The organism is Marinobacter sp. G11, assembly GCF_021282325.1.
GTDB classification, from domain to species: Bacteria; Pseudomonadota; Gammaproteobacteria; order Pseudomonadales; family Oleiphilaceae; genus Marinobacter; species Marinobacter vinifirmus.
This window is the reverse complement of the sequence record NZ_JAJSPB010000017.1, coordinates 12,996-36,259: the sequence shown is the minus strand read 5'-3', so window position 1 is coordinate 36,259 and position 23,264 is coordinate 12,996. Positions and strand designations below refer to the sequence as shown.

Annotated in this window: 23 protein-coding genes; 10 read left to right on the top strand and 13 right to left on the bottom strand. The window is 58.8% G+C overall.

The window, feature by feature from the left end; all coding sequences use genetic code 11:
• Window positions 1-4: 4 nt before the first annotated feature.
• From LWH94_RS11935 to LWH94_RS11905, 7 genes are all read right to left on the bottom strand, one after another.
• Window positions 5-454, bottom strand: a complete 450-nt coding sequence (locus LWH94_RS11935; RefSeq protein ID WP_232902354.1) for a DUF4426 domain-containing protein — start codon at window positions 452-454, stop codon at window positions 5-7.
• Window positions 451-1,053 carry a methionine biosynthesis protein MetW gene (gene metW / locus LWH94_RS11930; protein WP_232902353.1) on the bottom strand — a complete coding sequence of 201 codons (603 nt, stop codon included), beginning with the start codon at window positions 1,051-1,053 and terminating at the stop codon, window positions 451-453. The genes LWH94_RS11935 and metW overlap by 4 nt, the downstream gene beginning before the upstream one ends.
• Window positions 1,050-2,198 (bottom strand): homoserine O-succinyltransferase MetX, encoded by a 1,149-nt coding sequence (gene metX / locus LWH94_RS11925; protein WP_232902352.1) that lies wholly within the window; start codon window positions 2,196-2,198, stop codon window positions 1,050-1,052. The genes metW and metX overlap by 4 nt, the downstream gene beginning before the upstream one ends.
• Window positions 2,199-2,370: 172 nt before the next feature.
• A complete protein-coding gene (locus tag LWH94_RS11920; RefSeq protein ID WP_023011735.1) occupies window positions 2,371-4,335 on the bottom strand; it encodes a dynamin family protein in 1,965 nt (654 codons plus the stop codon).
• A gap of 218 nt (window positions 4,336-4,553) precedes the next feature.
• The gene (locus tag LWH94_RS11915) at window positions 4,554-5,138 is read right to left on the bottom strand and encodes a YggT family protein (protein WP_022987592.1); all 585 of its coding nucleotides are present in this window, start codon (window positions 5,136-5,138) and stop codon (window positions 4,554-4,556) included.
• A gap of 22 nt (window positions 5,139-5,160) precedes the next feature.
• Window positions 5,161-5,994 (bottom strand): pyrroline-5-carboxylate reductase, encoded by an 834-nt coding sequence (gene proC / locus LWH94_RS11910; RefSeq protein ID WP_232902351.1) that lies wholly within the window; start codon window positions 5,992-5,994, stop codon window positions 5,161-5,163.
• Between the two features lie 61 nt (window positions 5,995-6,055).
• Window positions 6,056-6,769 (bottom strand): YggS family pyridoxal phosphate-dependent enzyme, encoded by a 714-nt coding sequence (locus tag LWH94_RS11905; RefSeq protein WP_232902350.1) that lies wholly within the window; start codon window positions 6,767-6,769, stop codon window positions 6,056-6,058.
• 52 nt (window positions 6,770-6,821) lie between these two features.
• On the opposite strand from LWH94_RS11905, the gene LWH94_RS11900 reads away from it, so the two are divergent.
• The 3 genes from LWH94_RS11900 to LWH94_RS11890 all read left to right on the top strand — a co-directional run bounded on the left by LWH94_RS11900 (window position 6,822) and on the right by LWH94_RS11890 (window position 10,604).
• Window positions 6,822-7,856 carry a type IV pilus twitching motility protein PilT gene (locus tag LWH94_RS11900; RefSeq protein ID WP_022987595.1) on the top strand — a complete coding sequence of 345 codons (1,035 nt, stop codon included), beginning with the start codon at window positions 6,822-6,824 and terminating at the stop codon, window positions 7,854-7,856.
• 17 nt (window positions 7,857-7,873) lie between these two features.
• Window positions 7,874-8,995 (top strand): PilT/PilU family type 4a pilus ATPase, encoded by a 1,122-nt coding sequence (locus LWH94_RS11895; RefSeq protein ID WP_022987596.1) that lies wholly within the window; start codon window positions 7,874-7,876, stop codon window positions 8,993-8,995.
• 142 nt (window positions 8,996-9,137) lie between these two features.
• Complete coding sequence (locus tag LWH94_RS11890) at window positions 9,138-10,604, top strand: OmpP1/FadL family transporter (RefSeq protein WP_232902349.1); 1,467 nt, start codon at window positions 9,138-9,140, stop codon at window positions 10,602-10,604.
• Here the strand turns inward: LWH94_RS11890 and LWH94_RS11885 are convergent, their stop codons facing one another.
• Both LWH94_RS11885 and polA read right to left on the bottom strand, forming a co-directional pair.
• Entirely contained in the window at window positions 10,605-10,967 is a 363-nt protein-coding gene (locus LWH94_RS11885) for a hypothetical protein (protein WP_232902348.1), read from the bottom strand.
• Between the two features lie 86 nt (window positions 10,968-11,053).
• Window positions 11,054-13,783 (bottom strand): DNA polymerase I, encoded by a 2,730-nt coding sequence (gene polA / locus LWH94_RS11880; RefSeq protein WP_232902347.1) that lies wholly within the window; start codon window positions 13,781-13,783, stop codon window positions 11,054-11,056.
• A gap of 85 nt (window positions 13,784-13,868) precedes the next feature.
• Here polA and LWH94_RS11875 point away from each other — a divergent pair, with 85 nt between their 5' ends.
• Together LWH94_RS11875 and LWH94_RS11870 are read left to right on the top strand one after the other, a co-directional pair.
• Entirely contained in the window at window positions 13,869-14,207 is a 339-nt protein-coding gene (locus LWH94_RS11875; RefSeq protein WP_036218666.1) for a DUF2782 domain-containing protein, read from the top strand.
• Window positions 14,208-14,350: 143 nt separating this feature from the next.
• Window positions 14,351-14,767, top strand: a complete 417-nt coding sequence (locus tag LWH94_RS11870; protein WP_022987601.1) for a hypothetical protein — start codon at window positions 14,351-14,353, stop codon at window positions 14,765-14,767.
• 32 nt (window positions 14,768-14,799) lie between these two features.
• Here LWH94_RS11870 and LWH94_RS11865 read toward each other — a convergent pair whose 3' ends face one another.
• Window positions 14,800-15,492 carry a DUF4124 domain-containing protein gene (locus LWH94_RS11865; protein WP_058339919.1) on the bottom strand — a complete coding sequence of 231 codons (693 nt, stop codon included), beginning with the start codon at window positions 15,490-15,492 and terminating at the stop codon, window positions 14,800-14,802.
• 3 nt (window positions 15,493-15,495) lie between these two features.
• Window positions 15,496-16,134 carry an orotate phosphoribosyltransferase gene (gene pyrE, locus LWH94_RS11860; RefSeq protein WP_022987603.1) on the bottom strand — a complete coding sequence of 213 codons (639 nt, stop codon included), beginning with the start codon at window positions 16,132-16,134 and terminating at the stop codon, window positions 15,496-15,498.
• A gap of 82 nt (window positions 16,135-16,216) precedes the next feature.
• On the opposite strand from pyrE, the gene LWH94_RS11855 reads away from it, so the two are divergent.
• Window positions 16,217-17,023 (top strand): exodeoxyribonuclease III, encoded by an 807-nt coding sequence (locus LWH94_RS11855; protein ID WP_199456816.1) that lies wholly within the window; start codon window positions 16,217-16,219, stop codon window positions 17,021-17,023.
• A 157-nt stretch (window positions 17,024-17,180) separates the two neighbouring features.
• Here LWH94_RS11855 and rph read toward each other — a convergent pair whose 3' ends face one another.
• Window positions 17,181-17,897, bottom strand: coding sequence for a ribonuclease PH (gene rph / locus LWH94_RS11850; RefSeq protein WP_094625225.1), 717 nt, complete (start codon window positions 17,895-17,897; stop codon window positions 17,181-17,183).
• 146 nt (window positions 17,898-18,043) lie between these two features.
• Here rph and LWH94_RS11845 point away from each other — a divergent pair, with 146 nt between their 5' ends.
• Window positions 18,044-18,913, top strand: a complete 870-nt coding sequence (locus LWH94_RS11845; protein WP_232902346.1) for a YicC/YloC family endoribonuclease — start codon at window positions 18,044-18,046, stop codon at window positions 18,911-18,913.
• Between the two features lie 33 nt (window positions 18,914-18,946).
• On the opposite strand, the gene LWH94_RS11840 is transcribed toward LWH94_RS11845, so the two are convergent.
• Window positions 18,947-19,825, bottom strand: coding sequence for a universal stress protein (locus tag LWH94_RS11840; protein ID WP_022988810.1), 879 nt, complete (start codon window positions 19,823-19,825; stop codon window positions 18,947-18,949).
• A 148-nt stretch (window positions 19,826-19,973) separates the two neighbouring features.
• Between LWH94_RS11840 and gmk the strand changes: the two genes are divergently transcribed.
• The 3 genes from gmk (at window position 19,974) to LWH94_RS11825 (ending at window position 23,242) form a co-directional block, all read left to right on the top strand.
• Window positions 19,974-20,606, top strand: a complete 633-nt coding sequence (gene gmk / locus LWH94_RS11835; protein WP_232902345.1) for a guanylate kinase — start codon at window positions 19,974-19,976, stop codon at window positions 20,604-20,606.
• A 106-nt stretch (window positions 20,607-20,712) separates the two neighbouring features.
• Complete coding sequence (gene rpoZ / locus LWH94_RS11830) at window positions 20,713-20,925, top strand: DNA-directed RNA polymerase subunit omega (protein ID WP_022988808.1); 213 nt, start codon at window positions 20,713-20,715, stop codon at window positions 20,923-20,925.
• A 175-nt stretch (window positions 20,926-21,100) separates the two neighbouring features.
• A complete protein-coding gene (locus LWH94_RS11825; RefSeq protein WP_036219375.1) occupies window positions 21,101-23,242 on the top strand; it encodes a RelA/SpoT family protein in 2,142 nt (713 codons plus the stop codon).
• Window positions 23,243-23,264 lie beyond the last annotated feature (22 nt).

Here is a 23,264-nt window from a genome sequence, read left to right as displayed (position 1 = left end):
AGGTTCAGTCGTTAAACAGCGTGTGGGAAAACCGCACCGGCAGGTCCTGCTGGTGGCCGGTGGGGCGGGCAGTAATGTTGAAGGTCATCAGGTCGCCGGACCGGTACTGGTACTGGGCGATGAAGTACACAGCATCGCCTTCCTGGATGCGCCGGAACGCCAGGAAGTTTACCTGCTGGATGTCGTTGGACACCTGGCCTTCAACCTGGCCACCCACAGGCGCAGGCTGGCCGTGTTCGTTCTCGGCCATGATGGAAATGTTGACGATGCCGATGCCCTTGCTGCGCTGCAGTTTGTTGGCCTTGGCGACTTCCGGGTCCAGGAAGGTGCTGGGAAAAACGCTCCAGTTAACCTGGTAGTCGCCAAAATCTTTCTCCCCGGCCTGGGCCTGAACGGCTACCAACAGGGCAAAGGCCAGAAACACCAGTTTTGAAACAGTGCGTGTGATCATCATGGGTTCTCCCGTGTGATGCGGTAGATGGCAATTTCTCCCAGCAGGTTCGGCCACAGCCTGGCCAGCCAGCTGTTCTGGTGCTGGCCGTCGACCACCCGCCGGCTCTTGATGCGAATACCTTTCTGGCGGCACAGCGCCTCGAAATCCTTGAAGGTGCACAGCCGGATATTGGGCGTGTTATACCACTTATACGGCAGCGCGTTGGATTCGGGCATGCGGCCGCTCAGGGCCAGGCCCCAGCGCAGTCGCCAGTGGGCAAAGTTGGGGAAGGTCACAATACCTTCCCGGCCTACCCGCAGCATTTCTTCGATGACTTTGTCTGGCCGGCGAACGGCTTGCAGGGCCTGGGTCATCAACACCACATCGAACATGCCGTCATCGAAGTTGTCCAGGCCCTGGGTATCCAGGTTCTGCTCGATCACGCTCACGCCCTTGCCCATGCAGGTGGTGATGTGGTCCGGGTTGATCTCCAGGCCAAAGCCGCTGGCGCCCCGTTCCCTCTGAAGGAAGTCGAGCAGGGTGCCATCGCCGCAGCCGAGGTCCAGTACGTGGTGGCCGGGTTCAACCCATTGCTGGATGATTTCGAGGTCTGGTCTCATGCGCCAACCTCCCTGGCAACACGGTCCATGTAGGCCGTGAAGATGTCGGTGTATCTGGGTGTCGGGATCAGGAACGCATCGTGGCCCCAGGGCGCATCAATTTCCGCGTAGCTGACTTTCTTGCGGGCGGAGATCATGGCATTCACCATCTCTTCCGACCGTTCCGGCGAGAACCGCCAGTCGGTGCTGAATGACAGCACCAGGTATTCGCACTGTGCCGGTGCCAGGGCTTTTGACAGGTCGCCGCCGTGTTCGTAGGCCGGGTCGAAGTAGTCCAGGGCCCGGGTCATCAGCAGGTAGGTGTTGGCATCGAAGCTTTCGGAGAAACGCTCGCCCTGGTAGCGCAGGTAGCTTTCCACCTGGAATTCGGCATCGAAGCCGAACTTGTAGGCCTCTTCCCGCAGTTCCCGGCCAAATTTCTCACCCATGGACGCATCGGACAGGTAGGTAATGTGGCCGACCATGCGCGCCAGCATCAGCCCGCGGCGAGGTAGGACGTTGTGTTCGTAGTAGCGGCCTTCGTGGAATTCCCGGTCCGAGGTGATGGCCTGGCGGGCCACTTCGTTGAAGGCGATGTTCTGGGCGCTGAGCCGGGGGGTCGAGGCAATCACCACTGCATGCCGCACCCGCTCCGGGAAATCCAGGCTCCACTGCAAAGCCTGCATGCCGCCCAGGGAGCCGCCCACAACCGCCGCCCATTGCTGGATGCCGAGATGATCGGCCAGTCGGGCCTGGCTTTTTACCCAGTCTGCTACGGTAATAACCGGAAAGTCCGGGCCGTAGAGTTTGCCGGTGGACGGATTGACGGAACCGGGCCCGGTGCTACCGTGGCAGCCGCCAAGGTTGTTCAGGCTGACCACAAAGAAGCGGTTGGTATCTATCGGTTTGCCGGGGCCAATGCAGCTGTCCCACCAGCCGGGTTTGCGCTCTTCCACCGAATGATAGCCGGCGGCATGGTGGTGCCCGCTCAGGGCATGGCAAATCAGGATCGCGTTGCTCGCATCGGCATTCAGGGTGCCGTAGGTTTCCACCACCAGGTCGTAGTTCTCGAGGGACTGGCCGCAAGCCAGGTCGATCGGGGCGTTAAAATGGATGGTCTGCGGGCTGACAAGGCCAACGGAATCCGAGGGCAGGGAATCGGGCATGGGTGTGTTGAGTTCCTGATCCGGTCCACAAGGTTCTGGCCATAGGCCATGGGGTGCGCGGAAAAAACGCGCCAGCACTGCAGTTTAAAGGCGGGGGGTGGTTGCTGCAACCGGCGCGGTGCCGGCGAGCAAGGCCCGGAGCCCGGGGGTGCGTTGCCCGGGCTCCGGTATGTCAGACAGCGCCGGAAATATTGACCACCTTCTGCTGCAACAGGGTGGGGGCCGGCTTGCGGATTTGCCGCATCATGGCATCGGCCAGCTCCAGTTGTTTGCGCAGGTCGGCAATGGTGTGGTCCAGTCGCTCCCGTTCACTCCGGGTGTCGCGGTCGGTTCGCACCATGTCGCGCAGGCGGCGGATCTGGTGCTCCAGCAACTGCTTCTGCTCCATGGAGTACTGCATGATCGGCAGCAAGGCCTCATGGGGCCAGCGCTCCACGTCAGCTCGTACCCGGGCATGCAGGGTGCGGGCTTCACCCACCATCACGTTGAAGAACCGGCGAACCAGCAGGGATTGCTCGGTCAGCAGGTTCTTGGGGCTGACCCTGAACCGCCTGGCTTTCTTGCGTAATTCCCGCACTGCGATCACATGGCGGCCGGCCCGCAGGGGGATAGGCTCCAGGTGCCGTGCCCGGTTATCTTCGTTATAGCGGCGGTAGATGGCGCCAACCATTTTTTCCGCAAGGTGGCCCTCGCTGAGCAGGTTGGTCAGGTCGGCTTCCAGCAGCTCGAAGAAGTGATCCATCGCCGCATTCATGCCCGCGGTCGTCCAGCTTTTCGACATTTTCAGCCGCACCTGCGCGGCATGGGTTTCAAAGCGTTCCTCGCTCACCAGCTTGCGCAACATCTCGCCCTGGGAGTCCATCAGCCGCCGGGATGAGCGCAGGGTAATCAGCTTCTTGTAGTAGAAGTCGTAATCCTTGTGGGCCCGTTCGGCGAGCCGGGCAATGGAGGCCTTGTCTACGGTGGCGCCGGTACAGGCCGTGCGTTCCTCTTCCAGGGCCGACAGCCGGATTTGCATGGCCGCCTGGCTGTTCTGCAGCATCCCCAGGAGATCGTTGATCAGGTTCTGGGTGATCAGCTCTTCCTTGTGCATCAGTATGCGGCGGACAATCAGTTGCTCGAGCTGGTCGATGTTGGAGCGTTTAAACAGGGCATCGTCATTACGAATACGGCTGATCAGGCCCTGCTTGGCAGACAGCGGAATCACGTCCTGCTGGCGGATGCCCAGGTGGTCTGCGGTGTAGCCGCGCACCCGTTCGATGGCATCGTTGGTATGTTGCTCGCCCTGCAGGTCGTCCCAGAGTACGTCGATCTTGTTCAGTACCGCGAAGCGGCCGGCCCGGTGGTCGGCGTACTCGGTGTCGATGTGCTCGTTCCAGATCGCCATATCGCTGGCGGTTACGCCGGTGTCGGCACTGAGCACAAAGATAATGGCGTGGGCCCGGGGCAGCATGCTGATGGTCAGTTCCGGCTCGGAACCCAGTGCGTTCAGGCCCGGGGTATCGAGAATACGCAGGCCGCGCTCGAACAGCGGGTGGCGAATGCTGATCTGGGCGTTACGCCAGGCCGGTACCAGTACGTTGCCGGGGTTGCTGCGGTCGTGCTCCAGCATGTCTTCATCGAACCCGAGTTTACGGGCCTGCTGGGGCGTTACGCTCTTGGTGCGGGCAACTTCGGCCAGCACTTCTCGCATCACTTCGGGGTCGTGCTCGTCCAGGTCGTGCCTGACCCAGTGCTCCGGTTGCTTGCGCAGTTGCTGCAGGGAGAGTTCGCCGGTGCGGGTTTCGATCGGCAGCAACAGCAGGTAATTCTGGTTAGCGCTGCGGTCGTAGAACAGCTCGGTGGGGCACATGGTGGTGCGGCCCGCCTGGGACGGCAGCATGCGCTGGCCATAGCCGGAGAAGAACAGGGCATTGATCAGCTCGGTCTTGCCACGGGAGTATTCCCCGGCAAAGGCGATGGTCAGCTCATCTTCAATGAGCAGCTCCAGGCCGTTACGGATTCGGGTGCTGACGTCTTCGGAGAAAAGGTCGTTGTCCTGCAGCCACAGCCGGTAACGGCCGATCTGCCGGATGAGTTCCTTCTTCCAGTTATGATAGGCCTCAACCTGCTGCGACAGAGTTCCCTGCATTTTCATCGGTTTATCCTTCTGCGCGACTTCCGGGTGCTCTCAGATTAAATGCCGTTAATCATAACCGCTTTGCCGGTTTTTGGCGCCCGAACCTGTCGCGGATCAAGGCGGAAGGCCCGGGATGACAAAATAAAAAAGCCGGAAAATCAAAAGGTTGATCTTCCGGCTCTCAAAAAGTCTGCGTTCCGACTTTTGTGTAACAAAATGTATTTTCGAGACCTGTTTTACATCCCGAGGCCGATCGAGCCGAGGCCGGCAGCCACCTTCATGTGATCGATCACCACAGTAATCACGTTCAGGATCAGGAACACGATGATCGGAGACAGGTCCAGCCCGCCCATGGATGGCATCATGTTGCGCACAGGCCGCATTACCGGCTCGGTAATCTGCGCCACCAGCTGGATAGCCGGGTGACCGCTCTGGGGCGCAATCCAGCTCACCACAACCACCGCGATAACTGACCAGAAGTAGATCTTCACAATCAGGCTGAGCACGTTCAGCACCGCCCACACCAGCAGGGTGATGGGGTTGATGGCGGGAATGCCACCGTTCAGGGCGACCAGGATCAGGAAGAAAGTGATGGCCTGGATAATGACGGCCAGTACCAGCGCGGCGCCGTCAATGCCGCCCCAGCCGGGAATGAATCGGCGCAGGGGGCGCAGCGGCGGGTTGGTGGCCTTCACCACAAACTGGGAAATGGGGTTGTAGAAATCCGCCCGCGCCAGTTGCAGCAGAAAGCGCAGCAACACGATGGTCATGTAGAAGGTGGACGCGATCAGCAGGATGGTAATGACAATGTCTGCCAGCATGAAGCTGTGTCTCCGTTATCGGTTACTGTTTGTCTGCCAGTTCTTTGGACATTTCTTGCGAGCGTTCGAACGCGGCATTATAGGCTTTCTGCACCAGGTCTCGCATGCCGCCGTCTTCGAAGGTATTGATCGCCCGCTCCGTGGTGCCGCCGGGCGACATCACGTTGCGCTTGAGCTGGGCCGGGTCGTGCTCGCTGCGGGCAGCCATCTCGGCGGCTCCGGCCATGGTCTGGATAGCCAGCTCCCGGGCAGTTTTCGGGGCGATGCCGGCTTCGGTGGCGGCCGCTTCAAGCGCTTCGAGCATCAGGAAGAAGTAGGCCGGGCCACTGCCGGATAGCGCGGTTACGCCATGCAGTTGTTCTTCATCGTCTACCCACAGGGCAGAGCCGATGCTTTCAAATACCGACTGCACCATGGTTTTCTGTTCGGCTGTTACCGCCGCATTGGCGAACAGGCCGGCGGCGCCTTTGCCAACCAGTGAAGGCGTATTGGGCATTACCCGCACCAGGGGCAGGCCACCACCGAGCCAGCCGTCCAGGGTGTCAGACGTCAGGCCGGCGGCAATAGACACCATCAGCGGCCGGGTGTTCTGAACCACCGGGGCGATATCCCGGCAAACCTCGGCCATCACCTGGGGTTTCACCGCCAGCACCACCATGTCGGCCTGTTGGGCGCAGTGGCGGTTGTCGGTGGTCACGCTTACACCGAAGCGATCGCGCAGGGCCTGCAGGTGGCTGTCGTCGGGCGCGCTGACCCAGATGTTCCCGGCCTGGTAGCCGTTATCAAGCATGCCGCCAATGATGGCACTGGCCATATTGCCGGCACCGATAAAGGAAATGGTGGATGAGTTGCTCACGGTAAACTCCGGGCTTGGTCGATGGATTCGTTGATCCGGATGATAGCAGGAACCGGGCCGATCAGCTCAGGCTCTGTTTCTTCGCCCGGGCTCCGAACAGGGCGGTGCCTACCCGAACCCAGGTGGCGCCTTCGGCAATGGCCAGTTCCAGGTCGTCAGACATACCCATGGAAAGGGTATCCAGCGGGCCGGCGTCCGGGTGGTCCTGTTTCAGGTTTTTCAGGGAGCCGGCCAGTTTTCGGAAACTCAGCCGCAGCTCCGATTCCGGCTGGTCCGGGTCCGGAATGGCCATCAGCCCGCGCAGGCTGATGTTCGGCAGGTCACTGATTGCAGACACCAGCTCCGGCAGTTCGTCCAGCGTGCAGCCGGACTTGCTGTCTTCGTTATTGATGTTCACCTGCAGGCAAATGTTCAGGGCCGGCAAAGACTCCGGCCGCTGTTCGCTCAGCCGGCGCGCAATCTTCAGGCGATCCACGCTGTGTACCCAGGCAAAGGCCTCGGCAATCTGCCGGGTTTTGTTGGACTGGATAGGCCCGATGAAATGCCATTCGATGCCATCGAGGTCTTCCAGCGCACCGATCTTGTCGAGCGCTTCCTGAAGGTAGTTTTCACCGAAAGCCTGTTGGCCGGCTTCGAATGCGGCGCGCAGGTCTTCCGGTGGCCGGGTCTTGCTGACTGCCAACAGGCGCACACTGTCGGGGTCGCGCCCCGCCTTCAGTGTTGCTTTTTGTATGCGTCGGGTTACGCTCCCGATGTTGTCTGCTATGCTGCTCATAGTGTGAGTTTGCCGCTTCTGGACTAAAAGAAAAAGCCCTCCGAGGAATCCTATGGATATTACTGAACTGCTTGCCTTCTCGGCCAAACAGGGTGCGTCGGATTTGCACCTGTCTTCCGGTTTGCCCCCGATGATTCGTGTTGATGGCGATGTTCGTCGTATCAACCTTCCGCCCATGGAGCACAAAGAAGTGCACGGGCTGATCTACGACATCATGAACGACAAGCAGCGTAAGGATTACGAAGAGTTCCTGGAAACCGACTTCTCGTTCGAGGTGCCCGGCGTGGCCCGTTTCCGGGTTAACGCCTTCAACCAGAACCGCGGTGCCGGCGCAGTGTTCCGGACCATCCCCTCGAAGGTTCTGACTATGGAAGATCTGGGCATGGGCCAGGTTTTCAAGGATATCTCCTCGGTGCCCCGCGGCCTGGTGCTGGTCACCGGCCCCACCGGTTCCGGTAAGTCCACCACCCTTGCGGCGATGATGGACTACATCAACGACACCCGTTACGAGCACATCCTCACCATCGAGGACCCGATCGAATTCGTGCACGAATCCAAGAAGTGCCTGGTGAACCAGCGGGAAGTGCACCGGGACACCCTGGGCTTCAACGAAGCCCTGCGTTCGGCCCTGCGGGAAGACCCCGACATCATCCTGGTGGGCGAATTGCGGGACCTGGAAACCATCCGCCTGGCCCTGACCGCCGCCGAAACCGGCCACCTGGTATTCGGCACTTTGCACACCACCTCCGCGGCCAAGACCATTGACCGGGTGGTAGACGTATTCCCGGCGGAAGAAAAATCCATGGTTCGTTCCATGCTGTCGGAATCCCTGCAGGCGGTTATTTCCCAGACCCTGATGAAGAAAATGGGTGGCGGCCGGATTGCGGCCCACGAAATCATGATCGGTACCCCGGCTATCCGGAACCTGATCCGGGAAGACAAGATCGCCCAGATGTACTCGTCTATCCAGACCGGTGGCTCCATTGGCATGCAGACCCTGGACCAGTGCCTGGAGCGTTTGCTGCAGAAGGGCCTCATCTCTCGCGAACAGGCCCGTGCCAAGGCCAAGATGCCGGATAACTTCTGAGATAAATAGGTAGCAAGATGGAATTCGAAAAACTGTTGCGGTTGATGGTCGAGAAGGGTGGTTCAGACCTGTTCATTACAGCAGGCGTACCTCCCAGCATGAAAGTGAACGGCAAGGTTCTGCCGGTCACCAAGAACGCGCTGACACCGGAACAGACCCGCGAGCTGGTGTACGGCGCCATGAACGACAAGCAGCGCGCCGAATTCGACGAAAGCCACGAATGCAACTTTGCCATCAGCGCCCGGGGTATCGGCCGTTTCCGTGTGTCCGCCTTCTTCCAGCGCAACCTGTGCGGTATGGTGCTGCGGCGTATCGAAGTGAAGATCCCGCAGATTGACGACCTGGCGCTGCCGGAAATCGTCAAGGACCTGGCCATGACCAAGCGGGGCCTGATCATGTTTGTGGGTGCCACCGGTACCGGTAAGTCCACCTCGCTGGCGGCCATGCTGGGGCACCGTAACCGCAACAGTCGCGGCCATATTATTTCCATCGAAGACCCGATCGAATTCGTGCACCAGCACCAGGGTTGTATCGTGACCCAGCGGGAAGTGGGTATTGATACCGAAAGTTTCGAAGTGGCCCTGAAGAACACCCTGCGCCAGGCGCCGGACGTTATCCTGATCGGTGAGGTGCGTACCCGCCAGACCATGGAATACTCCGTGCAGTTCGCCGAAACCGGCCACCTGTGCCTGGCTACCCTGCACGCCAACAACGCCAACCAGGCCCTGGACCGGATTATCCAGTTCTTCCCGCCCGAGCAGCACAACCAGATCTGGATGGACCTGTCCCTGAACCTGAAGGCTATTGTGGCCCAGCAGCTGGTACCCACGCCGGACGGCAAAGGCCGGAAGGCCGTTATCGAGGTGCTGATCAACACCCCGCTGGTGGCTGACCTGATCCGTAAGGCAGAGGTGCACAAGCTTAAAGAGCTGATGGCGAAGTCGAACGAATCCGGCATGCAGACCTTCGACCAGGCCTTGTACCGTCTATACTCTGAAGGATCGATCACCTACGAAGATGCGCTGGCCCATGCTGACTCCGCCAACGACCTGCGTTTGATGATCAAACTGGGCGCGGATGCCCAGGGGGCTGACAAGCTGTCCTCTACCGTCGACAAACTCTCGATCCAGCACGATTAATTCCGCAGTACAAGGCCCCGGCCCGGGGCTTTGATTTAAGACAAAAGTCGTAGATGGTTAGCCTGTTGAATAAGTAGCTTTGGCATTTGAGGCCGTTGCCATGTGCTGCGTATACTCCGCGCGAAACTAATAAGGAGACACCATGCACAAGAACACCAATGCACTCGTAAAAGCAATTCGCTTTGCTACCCTGGCCGCTGTTGCGGCACCTGCCAGCGTAATGGCCGGTGGTTTCTCTCTGAACGAACAAAGCGCCAGCCAGATGGGCGTAGCCAACGCCGGCGCTGCCGCCAACCCCGAAAACGCTACCACCGTGCTGTTTAACCCGGCGGGCATGAGCCAGCTGTCTGGTACCAATATTTCTTTTGGTGCGGCGGTGTTGGATATTGATGCTGAGGCTAAGAGCTCGACTGTCCAGTCAACAGACGCGCTTGGTCAGCGGGGAGCATACACCGGTAATGGTGGTGACATTGCTGACCCTGCTGTGCTGCCAAACTTTTATCTGACCCACGAAATCAACGATTCCATTGATGTTGGGTTTGGCATCCACGCTCCTTATGGCCTGGCAGCAGATTACGAGAACGATTTTGCCGGTCGTTATCTGGCGGATAAGACTGAACTGACAGTGATCTCCTTTAGCCCGTCTATTGCTGTGAATAATGGCAAGGGGTTGTCCATGGGGGCAGCCATTAACATCATGTATGGTGAGGGCCGGTTGACGAAGTTTCAGGATGTTCGGGGTGCCGTGGTTCAGGCGCTGACAGGAGGTGCTGATCTGGGCACGTTGCCGGCTCTACAGCAGCAAGCGATTTTAGCGCAGGCAAATGGATTGGCTCAGGCCAATCCGGATACCTACTCGGATGTGGAAGGCGATGATATTGCCATTAATTTTCGGGTTGGCTTTTTATATGAATTATCAGAAGCAACTCAATTTGGTTTGACGGCACAGACTGGAACTGAATTCGAGCTTAAAGGTGATTTGGAAGTTAGCCAGTTTCCAGGTGTACTCGCTGGCTCTCCCACTCCGGTGACGTTCACGGAAAAGGCAGAAGTGCCGCTGGCGATCCCCGAGAGCCTCACAGTCGGTGTGCGCCACCAGCTGAACCCTGAGTTCACTCTGCTTGCCGGTGCAACCTATTCTCGTTGGAGTCGTTTTGAGGAGCTGGACGTATACAGTGCAGAAGGAGGAACTGGTCAGGTTTCTCAGGTTATCCAGCCCGCTGCCGGTGATCCTATTACCCACGTAACGGAAAAGTGGAACAATACCTGGCAGTTCAACCTTGGTGGTATCTGGCAAGCCAATGAAGCTTGGGCGTTCAAGGCAGGTTACGCTTTTGACGAATCACCGGTTAACGAGAACTTTGTGACAGCGCGTATTCCTTCCGAAGATCGCCACTGGCTGACTCTGGGAACTCAGTGGAAAGACGCGCAAAGCGGCTGGACTGTCGACGCGGCCATTGGCACTCTGATTTTCGTGGATGATGCGAATGTAGATGATCGTGAATACTCACATCAGCAGCCAGCCGTTCCATCTTCTAAGACTAACTACAAAGCCGAATACGACCTCAGCGCCTGGAGCGCCGCTATCGAGTTCAGCAAAGCGTTCTAATCAGCCCACCACCTGCCCCCGGTAGATCACTTTCCTCTGCCGGGGGCAGGGTTCCCCTTCTGAAGACCCCTTTACCTGCTGGCTTTCGGCAATCGGCTGTCCCCGGTACATTCGCGGCGCCACACGTTCCTCTTCCGTTTCTTCGTTCAGTTCCGGCACCCGTTGTTTCAGGGCTTGCCAGGTATACACCAGGTTCTTTGACCGGCTCTTGCCCGCATAGTTGGCCAGGTTTTGCGCCAGGTCTGCTTCGTTAAGGTGGAGTTTTACCCCGAACTCGGACTGGATCAGGCGCCGGCACTGGTGCACCAGCTTTAACAGGGAAGGGTCGAACAGCCAGTTGCGTTCAATGGTTGCGGAATTCATGGGAAGGCCTCGCATGGATGTCACTGCATCGGGTGTTATCCCGGACACCGGGACCGATGCAGCTTTTATGCCATGCGAGCGCCGGGTTAGTGGGCCTGGTCCCAGTTGTCGCCCACGCCGGCTTCCACCAGCAGCGGTACGTCCAGCTTTGCGGCGGCAGACATGCGCTTCACCAGTCCCTCGCGGACCTTCTCCACGGCGTCTTCCCGCACTTCGATGATCAGTTCATCGTGCACCTGCATGGTCATGCATGCGTCATTCTGGTGCTCGGCGTGCAGCCACTGGTCCACATCAATCATCGCCCGTTTGATGATGTCGGCGGCAGTGCCCTGCATGGGGGCGTTGATGGCGGTGCGTTCGGCGGCCTGTTGCATCTGCTTGTTACGGGCGTTGATCTCCGGCAGGTACAGCCGACGGCCAAACAGGGTTTCCACATAGCCGTCGTCGTGGGCCTGTTTGCGGATGTTATCCATGTAACGCAGCACGCCCGGGTAACGCTCGAAGTAGCGGTCGATGTATTCCTGCGCCACCTTTCTTTCCACGCCCAGCTGGCGGGCCAGGCCAAAGGCCGACATGCCGTAGATCAGGCCGAAGTTGATGGCCTTGGCGCTGCGGCGCTGGTCTGAACTGACTTCAATCAGGCTCACGCCGAATACTTCGGCGGCCGTGGCTTTGTGGATGTCTTCGCCATGCTCGAAGGCGGTCAGCAGGCCCTTGTCGCCGGAAAGATGCGCCATGATGCGCAGTTCAATCTGGGAATAGTCCGCTGCGAGTAGTTTGTAACCTTCCGGAGCAATAAAAGCCTGGCGGATGCGACGGCCTTCTTCGGTGCGGATGGGGATGTTCTGCAGGTTCGGTTCGGAGGACGACAGGCGCCCGGTGGCGGTGACCGCCTGGTGGTACGAGGTATGCACACGGCCGGTACGATGATGAATCAGCTCCGGCAGGGTGTCGGTGTAGGTTGATTTGAGCTTGCTCAGGCTGCGGTGTTCCACAATCAGCCGGGGCAGTTCGTGCTCGTGGGCCAGTTCCTGCAGCACAGGTTCGGCCGTGGATGGCGCGCCCTTCGGGGTTTTCTTGATCACCCGCAGGCCGAACTTGTCGTACAGAATCGCCTGCAGTTGCTTGGTGGAGCCCAGGTTGAAGCTTTCGCCGGCTACCTCGTGGGCTTCCTTCTCCAGCTCCGCCATGCGTTCGGCCAGCTCCTGGCTGTGCTGGCGCAGGGTGCTGGCGCTGATCAGGGTGCCCCTCTGCTCCATGCGCGACAGCACCGGCACCAGGGGCAGGTCGATGTCGCGGTAGACGGATTCCAGTTTGCCGGTTTCTTTCAGTTTCGGGCTCAGGGCCTGGTGCAGGCGCAGGGTGATGTCGGCGTCTTCGGCGGCGTAGGGCCCGGCCTTATTCAGGTCAATCTGGTTGAAGGTGAGCTGCTTGGCGCCCTTGCCGGCGATGGATTCGTAAGTGATGGTTTGTTCGCCCAGATACTCCCGGGCCAGGCTGTCCATATCGTGGCGGGTGGCTACTGAATTGAGCACGTAAGACTCCACCATGGTGTCGTCGCTGATGCCTTCCAGGTGGATGTCGTGGTTGGCCAGCACGTTCTTGTCGTACTTCAGGTTCTGGCCGATCTTCTTCTGCGCCGGGTCTTCCAGCAGCGGTTTGAACTGGGCCAGTACCTCGTCGCGGTCCAGCTGGTCCGGTGCGCCCATGTAGTCATGGCCCAGAGGCACATAGGCCGCTTCGCCCGGCTCGATGGCAAAGGAGACGCCGACAATTTCGGCGTCCATATAACGCAGGCTGGTGGTTTCGGTGTCGAAGGCGAACTGGTCGGCGGCTTTCAGGCGTTCCAGCCATTGGTCGAACTCGGCCTGCTCGGTGATCACCGAGTATTTTTTCTCAACGGCTTTGGCAGGCTCCGGCTCGGAGGCAGCGGCTTTCTTGTCGCTGGCAGAACCTGAGTTTTCCAGTTCGGCAATCCAGCTGCGGAATTCGTATTCTTTGAACAGCTCCAGCAGGCTGCCGTCATCCTGCTCCCGCTCGGTGAGGTCTTCCAGCCCGAATTCCAGCTCCACATCCAGGCGGATGGTGGCCAGTTCCCGGCTCAGGGGCAGGGTGTCGATAGCCTCGCGCAGGTATTCACCGATCTTGCCTTTGATTTCGCCGGCGTGTTCGATCAGGTTGTCCAGGTCGTTATAGGCCTGCAGCCATTTCACGGCGGTTTTCGGGCCGCATTTGTTCACGCCCGGGATGTTGTCCACCTTGTCGCCCACCAGGGCCAGGTAGTCGATGATCTGCTCTGGCGTTACGCCGAACTTCTCCACTACGCCGTCACGGTCCATGGCGGTTTCGGTCATGGTGTTGATCAGGGTAACGTGGTCGCTCACCAGCTGGGCCATGTCCTTGTCGCCGGTCGACACCACTACATCGATGCCCTTGCTGGTGGCTTCGTGGGCCAGGGTGCCGATCACATCGTCGGCTTCTACCCCGGGCACAATCAGCAGCGGCAGGCCCATAGCCCGCACAATGTTGTGGATCGGCTCGATCTGCATGGCCAGGTCTTCCGGCATGGGCGGCCGGTTGGCTTTGTACTCTTCGTACATGTCGTGCCGGAAGGTTTTGCCCTTGGCATCGAACACCACCACGACTTTCGATTCCGGGAAGTCCTGCTCCAGCCGCCGCAGCATGCTCACCACGCCTTTGATGGCGCCGGTGGGATGGTTCTTGCTGGTGGTGAGCGGGGGCAGGGCGTGGTAGGCACGGAACAGGTAGGAAGATCCGTCTACCAGAACCACGGGTGGGGTCTTTTTCTCAGTCATGTCAAAACGGGTCCGGATTCTGATTGAAGCGTGGGTTGGCTTGTGCAACTCTAGCCAGAAAGATGAACCAAAGGGTACCACGAAAATGAAACGAATCGCCTGTTCCGCCCTGTTGCTGGGCTGCTTCTGTGTGCCGGCTGTGGCCCAGGATGAGGGGGCCCTGGATGCCGTCCCGGTGGTCACGCCACAGGAGCCGCTGGTGATCTCCGATTACCAGCCGCCCGAGGGTGGCCCTGAGATTGTCATCCGCCCGGGTGAGAACGAAGTCTTCTACGAGTACCGGGTCAACGGCCAGCTTATGGAGATCAAGGTGGTGCCGGAAACCGGTCCTGAATACTACCTGGTGCCTGCCGATGGCGGCGGCTGGGTGCAGGATACCGATTCAGACCTGCTGGTTCCCAGCTGGGTAATCTTCCGTTGGTGATTACCTGAGCAGTTCTAGTATGAACATTCTAATTTTTGCCCGTAACCTGACCGTGAAAGTTACCAGAAGCCGGCTGTGCTGATCGCTGTAGTGCTGGCCGAAGTTGGAAAATCACGAACGTCTGAAACGTCAGGAGAGTCATCATGGGTAAACTTAAATCTTACCAGGAACAACTGCAGGACATCGTAGAGAAGGGCATCAACGCCGCGGAAGAGCAGCAGAAGAAGCTGGCCTCCAAGCCGTTCGACTACGCCGAGAAGCTGGAAGCGGAAGCCCGCGAGTACAGCGTGAAGAGCCTGCGCAAGCGTTATAACGGCTACTCCGAAACCCTGTTCGAGCAACTGCGCTCCCTGAACGGCCGTTTCGGTAACTTCGCGGCTGAGCTGGTTGCCAAGCTGGAGAAAGAAGCGGCTGAAAGTGCTGATGCCGTATCCGAAGCTGCTGAAGATGTGGCCGAGGCGGCCCAGGACGCCAAGAAGTCAGTCACCGCCAAGAAGCCGGCTGCCCGCAAAACTGCGGCACGTAAGCCTGCGGCCAAGAAAGAAACTGCCTCAGCCTGATTAAGGCCGGTAGTGTAAAAAGCAGAGGGCGCTCATTGAGCGCCCTCTGTTGTTTCCGGATCGGCATTTTCGCTTTCCGGGTTCAGGGGAATGGTTCGTTTTTCCCCGGTAATTTCTTCCAGCCTGAGAACGTCTTCCTCATAGGCCTTGCGCACTGATTCGATGTCTTGCTGCTGGGCTGAGATTTCCCGCTCCACCTCACGAATCTGGGCTTCCAGCCGGCGGATTTTCTCCAGCGTGGCTTCGGGGATTTCACGCCCCGCCCGCTCCATATCGGCGGCGCGGCTCTGTTCGTTATCCAGCTGCCCGGAAATCACGTTGATATTGCCGCGTTTCAGCTGGATCAGGCTGTTCATTTCCTGGATTTTCCGGCGCAGGGCCCGGATGGCCTGGTCCGGATGGCTGAAGCGCTTCAGCAATTGCCGGTCCAGCTCTTGCTGGGCCTCGAGCTGCCTCTGGCGCTCTTCTTCGGCTTGCCTGGCAGCTTCCCGCGCGGCGATTTCCTCGGCTGTCAGCGCCCGGGGTATGGTTTTCACAACCCGGCCGTTGTCGCTCAGGATCTCATAGCCGCGCTTGGTGGCTTCCTGGGGAATGGTATTGCCGATCACCAGTTGTCCGTTTTCGTCCGTGTAACGATACATGGTCGCCTGCGCGCCGGCAGAGGCCAGGAGCCCCAGGGCGACAAGACCGGCGAGAACCGGCGATGCGATCACACGGTGTTGCATTTATCAGACTCCGTAACGGTCCCGGTAGCTGGCTACGCTCTCCGCATGGCCGGCGAATTCCGGGTTGGACTTCAGGTAGTCCAGTACCTGTTCAAGGCGGATGATGCTGACGACCGGAATGCCGAATTCTTTTTCGACTTCCTGGATGGCCGAGAGTTCGCCATTACCTTTTTCCTGGCGGTCCAGGGCAATCAGTACGCCGGCCGGCTCGGCCCCGGCGGCCCGGATAATATCAATGGACTCCCGGATGGCGGTGCCTGCGGTGATTACATCATCCACAATCAGCACTTTACCCTGCAAGGGGGCGCCTACGATATTACCGCCTTCACCGTGATCTTTCTTCTCTTTACGGTTAAAGGCAAAAGGTTTGCTGTTACCGTCTGTTGCAAGGGCCATGGCGGTAACCGTAGCCAACGGAATGCCCTTATAGGCAGGCCCGAAAATGATGTCATAATCCAGTCCACTGCGTTCTATCGCGGCGGCATAGGCTTTGCTTAGTTGTAGCAGGTCGTCGCCGGTATTGAACAGTCCGGCATTGAAAAAGTACGGACTGGTGCGCCCGGATTTGAGGGTGAACTCTCCAAAACGCAGAACGTTCCGCTGGATGGCAAATTCGATAAATTTTTGCTGATAGTCATGCATGGCAAGGCTTCTGGCGGGATAGGATCTTTAATTAAAGCGTAAAACCGGTATCATACTACACAAACCGAATCAGGGAACACGTATGCGCGTAGTATCAATCAGCGTCAATGGCTTGGAGCAGGCTGTTGAGAAGGGCTTTTTTGACTGGCTGGCAGAGCAGGACGCTGATGTTGTCTGTGTTCAGGACCACCGGATGCGTGCCTACGAAGTTGAAGACAAAAACCTGATTCCGGAAGGGTATGAGGCCTACTTCATCGACGGCGAGCTGAACGAGCACGGCGGTGTCGGCATTTATACCCGTCACTTCCCGAAAGCCATCATGTACGGCTTTGCCAATGAGCAGGCCGACCGTGAAGGTCGCTTTATCCAGGCCGATTTCGACAAGGTATCCGTAGCCTGTGTTCTGGCGCCCTGTGCCCTGGGCCGCGAAGAAGAGCTGACTGGTGAAGACGATCTGACTGTTCTCGATCACAAAGACGAGTTCATGGAAGCCTTTGGCGTGCACATGCAGAAAACTCTGCGCAAGCGTCGTCAGTTTATCTTCTGTGCCAACCTGCAGACGGCTCACCATGTAACCGACGCCAGCCCTCTGTACCACAAGACGGATTTTTCCGGCTTCCTGCCCCATGAGCGTGCGTGGCTGGATCGTTTGTTCGATGAGATGGGCTGTATTGATGCATTCCGTGAGATCAACAAGCAGAGCAGCCAGTTTACCTGGTGGCCGGAGCAGACCGAGGGTTCCCGCAAGAAGGCCGGTATCCGGGTGGATTACCATTTGCTGACGCCGGGGATTCGCAAGACTATTCGCGATGGCTGGATTGATGACGGTACGCGGTTTTCTGACCACGCGCCGGTGATCATGGATTACGATATCGAAATCGGCTTCTAAGCTTTGAGATAGTCGGTCGCGTGTCTGGAGGGGGAAGCCTTTCCGGAACACGCTACAAGCACATCCCTGTGCGCTCGACTCCGGCCATCCCTGGCCGGAGACGGTTCCGGAAAGGCTTCCCCCTCCGAACCCGCTAGTTTTCAGTAGGCCGTCAGGCCTATGCGCTCAAAGCTTCTTTCTGCAGTTCAAACAACTGATTAATCGCTTTCCTTGCCAGCGCCAGCATGGCGTCCAGTTCTGTTTGTTCGAACGGTGCGCCTTCGGCCGTTCCCTGAATTTCGATGAAACCGCCCTGATCGGTCATGATTACGTTCATGTCGGTTTCGGCTTCGGAGTCTTCCGGGTAGTCCAGGTCGGCCACCGGGGTGCCCTTGAATACGCCTACGGAAATGGCGGCGACCATTTGCTTAAGCGGAGATTTTTTCAGGCGCTTATTCGCTACCAGGTGGTTCAGGGCGTCTACCAGGGCCACGCAGCCACCGGTGATTGCAGCAGTGCGGGTGCCGCCGTCCGCCTGGATGACGTCGCAGTCGATGGTGATGGTGTGTTCGCCCAGGGCTTCGAGGTCTACCGCGGCGCGCAGGCTGCGGCCGATCAGGCGCTGGATTTCTACGGTGCGGCCACCTTGTTTTCCGCGGGCGGCTTCGCGGCCCATGCGGCTGCCGGTGGAGCGGGGCAGCATGCCGTATTCGGCGGTGATCCAGCCTTTGCCTTCGCCGCGCAGGAAGGGCGGTACTTTGTTCTCTACCGAGGCGGTGCAGATAACCTTGGTGTCGCCGAACTCAACCAGCACCGAGCCTTCTGCGTGGCGGGTGTAGTTGCGGGTGATGCGGACGTCTCTGGGTTGCTCGGGCGTTCTGCCGCTTGGTCGCATAGTGTGTCCTGTTTTTTAAGATGAATGTCCGGCTGTTACCGGTCGGGCGTTTTGAAAGGGCTCCGAGTATAGCATTTGGTCGGGTTCGCTGCTCCGGGCGTTTGCCTGTTAAACTCGAAACTCTGTTGAACACGACTGGAGCCATTATGATCCGCAGCATGACTGCTTTTGCCCGCAAGGATACCCGGGGTGACTGGGGTACTCTCACCTGTGAGATCCGTACCGTAAACCATCGCTATCTGGAGCCGTCTTTCCGCCTGCCGGAGGCTTTCCGTGAACTGGAAAACCGGTTTCGGGAGGAGTTGCGCAAGCAGGGGCTGAAGCGGGGCAAGGTGGATATCTCCATGCGCCTGCAGTCGGTGGAGAGCGAGGTGCAGAGCTTCGAGATCAGCGATGAAATGGCCCAGGCGGTGAACGAGGCAGCCAACCACATTAACCGTATGCTGGATAACCCGGCCCACATCAACGCACTGGATATTCTCCGCTGGCCGGGGGTGATGTCGTTGCCGGAGAAGGATTACAGCGCGGCCAAGGAAGCGGCGGCGGGGCTGTTCGCGGAAACCGTCAAGGAGCTGATGACGGTTCGTGAACGGGAAGGTGAGCGCCTGCGGCCCCTGTTCGAGGACCGTCTGACCACCATGGGCAAGCTGGTGGCGGAAGTTCGGGAGAAAATGCCCCAGCTGCTGGCCGCCCAGGAGCAGAACCTTCGGGATCGCTTTGAGAAAGCCAGGGTAGAGCTGGACCCGGAGCGCGTGGCCCAGGAGATGGTCATGCTGGCCCAGAAAAGTGACGTGGCCGAAGAGCTGGACCGCCTGGATGCCCATATCAGCGAAGTCACCGACACCCTGCAAAACGACGATGCCATCGGCCGGCGCCTGGACTTCCTGATGCAGGAGCTGAACCGGGAAGCCAATACCCTGAGCAGCAAGAGCATCGATGCCGCCGTCACCCGCGCAGCGGTGGACTTAAAGGTGCTGATCGAGCAGATGCGGGAGCAGGTGCAGAACTTGGAGTGATTGACGGGCCGGGTTGAGCCGGCCCGCTTTGTTTTACTCCGCCGGTTTGATAGCCAGCAAATCCGTCCGCAAATGAGTTAGTACCTTCTCGGCGGTATTGCCGATCACCCTGGCGGCCAGTCCGGTCTTGCCGGTGGTGCCGATCACTATCATGTCGGCCTTGATTTTGTTGGCCACGCTGGGGATCACCTTCTGGGCCGGCCCGGATGCGATATGAACCTGCTCTGGCGCCAGGTGCCAGGTGTTACACAGGTGTTCAATGTGGGGCTTCAATGCCGCCTCCCGTTTGCGGGCGTGGGCAACCGGGTCGATGATGTCCAGGTCTGCCAGAATCACCGAGGTATGCAGGGCGTGCACCAGGTGCAGCTCTGTGCCCAGGGCTTTGGCTAGGTGCCAGGCCTGGTCGATAATCCGGTTGTTGAGGGCTTTTTTGACCGTTTTATCTGAGCTCAGGTCCACCGCAGCCAGGATCGGCCGGGCCTTGTTCCATTTCTGCTCGGCCACCAGCATCACCGGCGCCGGGCATTCCCGCAGCAGGTGCCAGTCCGTCGGGGTGTACAGGAAGGTTTCCGAGCGGTTTCCGGTTTTGACCACGGCGCCGATTTTCTCTTTCTGGCACTGGGCAATGACCCACAGGTGAATCTGCTTTTCCCAGACGGTTCGTGCGCTGATCTTCAGGTCGTTGCAGTCGGCCAGCGCCAGCATCTGTTCCAGCCATTTCTGGCGATGGTCCATCAGCGCCTTCTTGGCCCGGTTCTGTACCTCCGGATCGCCCGGCAGGGCGTCCAGGTAGTCATGCACGAACGCCACCACTTCCACACTGGCACCGGTTGCCCGGGCCAGTTCAACACCGCGGGTCAGTGCGGTCTGGTCTTTGTGTTGGGGGTCCATGATGATCAGCAGTTTGTCCATGTCGGTATCCGTCAGCTAACGTGGAATTTGTTCCAATACTATCAGCAGAAAGTCACCCGGGGTGCGGAGATAAGTCAAACCCCGTATAATTTGCCGCTTTCTGGCCATCCGTAGTGGCCGCAAACTGTTGTTCAGGAGTCATCACGCCATGAGTCAGGCCGGTGAGCAGGGTACCCTGTTTGTGATTTCCGCCCCTTCGGGCGCGGGTAAAACCAGCCTTGTGTCGGAAATGCTCCGCCAGGATTCCCGGCTGGGGGTTTCGGTGTCTCACACAACCCGCCCGATGAGGGAAGGTGAGCAGGAGGGGGTGAACTATCACTTCGTCAGCCGGGACGAGTTCGAGGCGATGATTGCCCGGGGTGACTTCCTGGAACATGCAGACGTTTTCGGCAACTACTATGGCACCTCGCAAGTATGGGTGCGGGAAACCCTGGCCACCGGGCAGGACGTCATCCTGGAAATTGACTGGCAGGGCGCTGAACAGGTGCGCCGGCTGATTCCTGAATGTGTGAGCATCTTTATTGTTCCGCCGTCGGCCGAGGTTCTGCGCCAGCGCCTGGTTGGCCGTGGTACGGACGCGCCAGACGTGGTGGAGCGCCGGCTTGCCGAGGCAGAAGAGGAGTGTTGCCACGCGGCAGAATTCGATTACCTGGTGGTGAACGACGATTTCAGTGTGGCGCTGGCTGATCTCCTGGCGATTGCGCGCAGCCACCGGCTGAAGATGGGCGTGCAGCAAGTTCGCCACGCCAGCCTGCTGTCGGGATTGTCTGGTCGCGGCTGATTGGCGTGCCGGCATGCATAGTGGCTTCCACTGTATACAAATTGAGCCGGTGCCAGTAAACTACGCGGTCTGCTAAATCAGTGATTCTTTTTGTTCGGGGAAGATAATGGCACGAGTTACCGTTGAAGATTGTCTGGAAAACGTAGATAACCGCTTCCAGCTGGTTATGCTGGCCACCAAGCGCGCCCGCCAGATTGCCACCAAGGGTGCTGAGCCGATGGTGCCGGAAGAGAACGACAAGCCCACGGTTATCGCCCTGCGCGAGATTGCCGAAGGCAAAGTGACTCGCGATCTGCTGACCGAAGACGACGAAGACTAAAATGCCCGCTTGCGGTTGTGCGTAGAATTACTGCCAACCGTTAAGATGCATTGAAATCTGACCGCGCGGTTTTATAGTGTATCTATAGAAATCCGCCGGAAGGACAACAAAAAAGCCCGGATGCATGCATTCGGGCTTTTTTGTCCCCGGTTTTCAGAGAAACATTGGAGGCGCGGTGTCGGTAGAGCCAACGGTTGAACATCTGGCCAGAGAGCTTAGCTCGTATCTGGATACCAATCGCATCAATCAGGTGCGACGGGCCTATTATTATGCCGAACAGGCCCACGAAGGGCAGATGCGCAAAAGCGGCGACCGTTACATCACCCACCCCCTGGCCGTAGCCGGCATCCTTGCCAACCTGAGGCTGGACCATCAGAGCCTGATGGCAGCCATGCTGCACGACGTTATCGAAGACACCGGTATCCCGAAAGATGCCCTGAGCGAACAGTTCGGTGAAGACGTGGCCGAACTGGTTGACGGCGTATCGAAACTGACCCAGATTGAATTCCGCTCCCGCGCCGAAGCCCAGGCCGAGAACTTCCAGAAAATGACTCTGGCCATGGCCAAGGACATCCGGGTGATCCTGGTAAAACTGGCAGACCGCCTGCACAACATGCGCACCCTGGGCCCCATGCCCTACGAAAAACGCCAGCGCATTGCCACTGAAACCCTCGATATCTACGCTCCCATTGCCAACCGCCTGGGTATGCATTCTATTTCTACCGAGCTGGAAGACCTGGGCTTTTCCTCGCTGTATCCGATGCGCTCCAAGTACATCTCGAAAGCGGTGGCCAAGCTGCGGGGCAGCCACAAGGAAATCATCGACGATATCCGGGGTAAACTGCAGGAAAAGCTGGAAGAGCGCGGCCTGCCGGGCCGGATACTGGGCCGGGAAAAACACCTGAACTCCATCTACAACAAGATGAAGTTCAAACAGAAATCTTTCCATGAAATCATGGATGTGTACGCCTTCCGCATCATCACCGATACGGAAGACGACTGTTACCGCATCCTGGGCGCCGTGCACAGCCTGTACAAGCCCCTGCCGGGCCGTTTCAAAGACTACATAGCCATGCCCAAGGCGAACGGCTACCAGTCGCTGCATACGACGTTGTTCGGCATGCATGTGAACATTGAAATCCAGATCCGTACCGAGGAAATGGAGCACATCGCCAACAATGGTATTGCTGCCCACTGGATGTACAAGAACGAGGAATCCGGCGTCACCAACATCAACCAGTCCCGTGTGGACCGCTGGGTGAAAGGGTTGATGGAAATGCGCGAGCGGGCCGACGACTCCATGGAGTTCATCGAACACGTGAAGGTCGACCTGTTCCCGGACGAAATCTACGTGTTCACTCCCAAAGGCCGGATTATGGAACTGCCCAGCGGGGCAACGCCGGTGGATTTCGCCTACGCCATTCATACTGATATCGGCAACGCCACGGTGGCCTGTCGTGTTAACCGCAACCTGGCCTCTCTGAGCCAGCCCCTGCAAAGCGGCCAGACGGTAGAAGTCATTACTGCACCGGGCGCCCGGCCCAATCCGGCCTGGCTCAGCTTTGTGGTAACCGGCAAGGCTCGCAGCAGCATTCGCCACGTACTCAAAACCCGCAAGCGGGCAGAATCCCTGGAGCTGGGCCGTACCCTGCTCAAGCGTTCCCTGAAAGGCTTTGGCGCCAAGCTTTCGGACATTACCGAAGTCCAGCGCCAGGCTGTGGTCAGCCATAACCAGGTGAACAGTTTTGATGACCTGGTCAGTGACATCGGCCTGGGTAATCGCATGGCTTACCTGGTGGCGCGGCAGCTGGTCAGTGGCGGTGAAGGGCTGGAAACCACCGCCAACCTGGAAAACGCCCCGGCCGAAAAGCAGGGCGCGGTGACTATTCGCGGAACCGAAGGCATGCTGGTGCGCTTTGCCAGTTGCTGCAAACCCATTCCGGGTGACCCGGTCGTGGGTATTATGGATTCCGGCAACGGGATGGTAATCCACTCCGACACCTGCTCCAGCCTGCCGGAAGACGACGAAGGGCGCGCCCGTCTGACCCACCTGAAGTGGGCTAAGGACATCACCGATGAGTTTTCGGTAGAGCTGCGGGTAGAACTGGAGCGCCAGCGCGGTGTGATTGCCGAAGTGGCCAACGCCGTGGCCATGGCCGACGGCAATATCGAACGCATCAATGTGGAAGACCAGAATGCCAGGTTCGGCATTGTCAGCCTGGTGGTGCACGTGAATGGCCGCCGGCACCTGGCCCGGGTGATGCGCCGGGTGCGCAATATCCGTGCGGTTACTCACATCAGCCGGGTTCGCCACTGAGTGCGACTTTAGCGTGGTTGAC